At 44.2% G+C, this 3,235-nt stretch carries 3 protein-coding genes; all 3 read right to left on the bottom strand.

Translation table 11 applies throughout. From position 1 onward, the window contains the following. Positions 1 to 386: 386 nt before the first annotated feature. The 3 genes from IQ263_RS27835 to IQ263_RS27825 all read right to left on the bottom strand — a co-directional run bounded on the left by IQ263_RS27835 (position 387) and on the right by IQ263_RS27825 (position 3,007). Positions 387 to 605: a hypothetical protein gene (locus tag IQ263_RS27835; RefSeq protein WP_194071264.1), complete on the bottom strand. Its 219-nt coding sequence runs from the start codon at positions 603 to 605 to the stop codon at positions 387 to 389. A gap of 27 nt (positions 606 to 632) precedes the next feature. Beyond that, entirely contained in the window at positions 633 to 1,850 is a 1,218-nt protein-coding gene (locus IQ263_RS27830) for a DNA double-strand break repair nuclease NurA (protein WP_194071263.1), read from the bottom strand. A 362-nt stretch (positions 1,851 to 2,212) separates the two neighbouring features. Beyond that, a complete protein-coding gene (locus tag IQ263_RS27825) occupies positions 2,213 to 3,007 on the bottom strand; it encodes an HAD family hydrolase (protein WP_194071262.1) in 795 nt (264 codons plus the stop codon). Positions 3,008 to 3,235 lie beyond the last annotated feature (228 nt).

The raw sequence follows: 3,235 nt of genomic DNA, 5'->3' as shown, positions 1-3,235 counted from the left end.
TAGTCATTAGTCATTAGTCATTAGTCATTAGTCATTAGTCATTAGTCATTAGTCATTAGTCATTAGTCATTAGTCATTAGTCATTAGTCATTAGTCATTAGTCATTAGTCATTAGTCATTAGTCATTTTACCCGAAGAGCGAAGTCGAAGGGTAGTCATCAGTCATCAGTCATCAGTCATTAGTGCTGTCGCCTCCGAGCTTTCCGTACAACGTCATCAGTCCGAGGGAAGATTTGGCTCGTTACCAGGCTCTGCCTGGTAATGCAGGTGCGGAGGCTCTGCCTCTCTTTATCCCTCAGCTTCTGGAGAGAGGAGTGTGGCAGATTTAATTTATTAAATTTTAGTTTCTTAGAGAACAAATCAAAAATTTCAAGTCTCAAATCGAATCACTTGCCAAAAATTATTTTCCCTAGGGTTTCCGGCAAGTGAGTTATATGTTGGAAAAGTTGATTTGGCCCGATGCCAAACAATAACTGCATCACCAGCACAATTGCTGCTAAAGCAATCGCTGTGCCGATGCTAGCTTTCAATACTTTAAAAGCCCAATTAAATACTAGCCAAGATACAAGCAAGGAAGCAATTAAAATGATTAATTCTATGGGCATATAACATTTTTAACTCTAATTTTAAATTTAAGCAATACTGCCGCGTTTCCGGGTTTCCTTGTAAGAAATTCCGACATTTTTTAAGCCTGCTTTAATCATTTGCTGCTCTAACAAAGCGAAAAAGCGAGTTCGATCGCCCCCAGTGACAACTGCTTGGTTGTGAGCTTCTGCCAGCGTCACGGGATAGCCACCGCCTTTGTGTACTTGAGCCAGCATCATTCCTAGGGTTAAATCTAGCTGTGCTGCATCTTGTGCTACCCATTCCGGCACTTCTATTCTAGCAATTTCTGTGCCGACGTGAACGTAACAAAAATAGACGGTATTCAGGCCGTATAAATCTAAAATTCGAGCTTGGGATTTCCACAAGGGGCTTCTTTGTCCGGGCGAGAGGACTGTTGCCCACAAAATGGCATCGCGCAAGGGTTCAAATACTTGACAAGGTGCTTTTTCGGCGAAAGAAATTGTGGCGGCAAATCCGACGTTCGGGCAGTTTGTCATGCAGTCTGGTACTTCGTGGGTGCAAGCTTGAAAGCGCAAAAAAGATAAGGTTTCGCTACTGCGAGAAGCGCTTAAGTATCCTAATAGGGGAATTTTTGCTAAGCGCAATTTGTCCCAAGCTTCTAAAATTGGCTGCAAAATTAGATCGCGGGCTTCGCTGGGTAACTGTTCCAAAAACCAATAAATCAGGGAACCGTCTACCATTGCTAAAGCTGGCGCGGGCAATTTGTTATTATTAACTTTTGCCCAATCGCAGCCCATTTCTGCCAAAGCAATTGCTTCGGAAACTGCACGCCGGTATCCCATCCATTCTTCGGTTCTAATTCCCCACTGTCGCGAAGCATACAAGTCTTCGGGTTTGTAGAAAACCTCGGGCACGCTGTCTAAAACTGGGTGGCGGCTTTGGCCGTAGTGCAGCATGACTGTGCCGATGTTGAGCAGGTAGCAGTAGGCGATTTCGTGATGGTTGGGCGATATTTGCGAGCCGTCTGTGGCAAAGACTGTGTGAGCGGCGGGGGGTGCGGTGATGTAGGTGCGATCGCCCAAAGGCTCGATCGGAGTTGCAGCATTGAATAAAGTGCGATCGCGCCAACTTTCTTGCAATTCCACCAAATTGTCCTGTCCCGTTGCGGCCTTTGCTAGTAAATTCTGAGCCACTTCCAAACGTTGGCGAGCCGCAGCCGCTTCCACATTCAAATGTTGGCTCATTCCGTGCATTGCCTTAGCCGCTTTAGTTAAATCGAGCATTAGTTTTAAGCCTCAGATTGCTTCTCCGCATCGGAATGTAAGTCCTTGAGAAAAGATGGACTGGCATTCCGATGCGGAGAACTTGGAAAAGAAGGACTGGTATTCCGAACGATCGAACCTATTTTATTACGCTCGTCAGAAAAAAAAATCGATTTTTTTTTTCGGTATCCTTGATTTTTTGGGAAGTTTATGTTATGTTTATATTATAATGGAAATATGTGCAAAAATATTTTTTACGCAACCATCCCATTATATAAAAATACCATACCAGCGCCGCAAAAGTCAACCAAAAAAGTGTAAAATTTCAAAATTTTTTTTGACTCTGCTCATAGAAAAAAAACTAATTGCCAACAAGTCTAACATCAATATTCGTCGGGGAGCCAATCGGCAAAATCTCCGGCAAACTGAGACAGAGAAAGCAATTGAACTGGTGGATTTTGAGCCACCGATTCCCGTTCGGCCGAAGTATTGTAACCCCAATCAGCCAAAAATAACCTCACCTGAGATAAATCCGGCTGCTGCTTCACCGACAGCAAAGTTTTTAACCGGTCTTCCACAAACCAAATAGTCGCATCTTTGCCTGAAGCTGCCAAAAATTCCCGCAAAATTTGGTGTTTCGGCTTGTTGTATTCTTTGCCAAAAATCAACTCTGACGGCATTTGTACGCCCGCTAGCTGCAAAAGTTCCTCCACAAAACGGCCTTCCTTGGTAGTGACGATCGCCACTTTGACCGAACTCTCTTGCAACGAGTGCAGGCGATCGGCTACTCCCGGATAAAAGCGGTGCAAAGACAGCCACCCAGCTAAATCCTCAGCAATCCAACGATCGCGCAGTCCATCTAACATAGCACTGACAGACTGGGCTTTTAAATTATTTTCGGTCAATAAATGCGGGACAATATTGGGCCAGTCCAGCAAGATTTGCTCTGGGGTGATTCCTGTCACCAGCGCGCGGATCAGCAGGGGCATTTCCCAACCGGTTTCGATGGCCGGTCGCACTCGGTAAAAACTTAAAGCTAAATCGGGATCGGGGACTGTTTCGGCTGGTTTCCAAATTTGACAGTAGCTACGCCAAGCTGTTTGGAAATATTCGATTAGTCCGTCACAAATCACACCGTCAAAATCAAGAGCTAGAATTGTGGGAAATTTATTAGTCATCAGTCTGTCGATTTTAGATGTTAGCTTTTAGATTGGGTGATGGTGCAATCATTTGGCAGTCATTAGTTGCTCAAATTTTGCTTTTGAAAACGTTGCGTAGCACAAGCTTTTGATGGAGTCTGTTAACCGCAGATTTAAGACAGGTTAACGGAGATTTACGCAGATGTATTTCTACATAATTTGTGGGTGAGTGCTAGAGGTTTGGTAAGCTGTTGTGCATTTAAATTG

Origin of the sequence: Tychonema sp. LEGE 06208, from assembly GCF_015207505.1 — a bacterium.
Lineage (GTDB): Bacteria > Cyanobacteriota > Cyanobacteriia > Cyanobacteriales > Microcoleaceae > Microcoleus.
The sequence above is the reverse complement of the archived record's forward strand: the minus strand, read 5'-3'. Positions and strand labels throughout refer to the sequence as shown.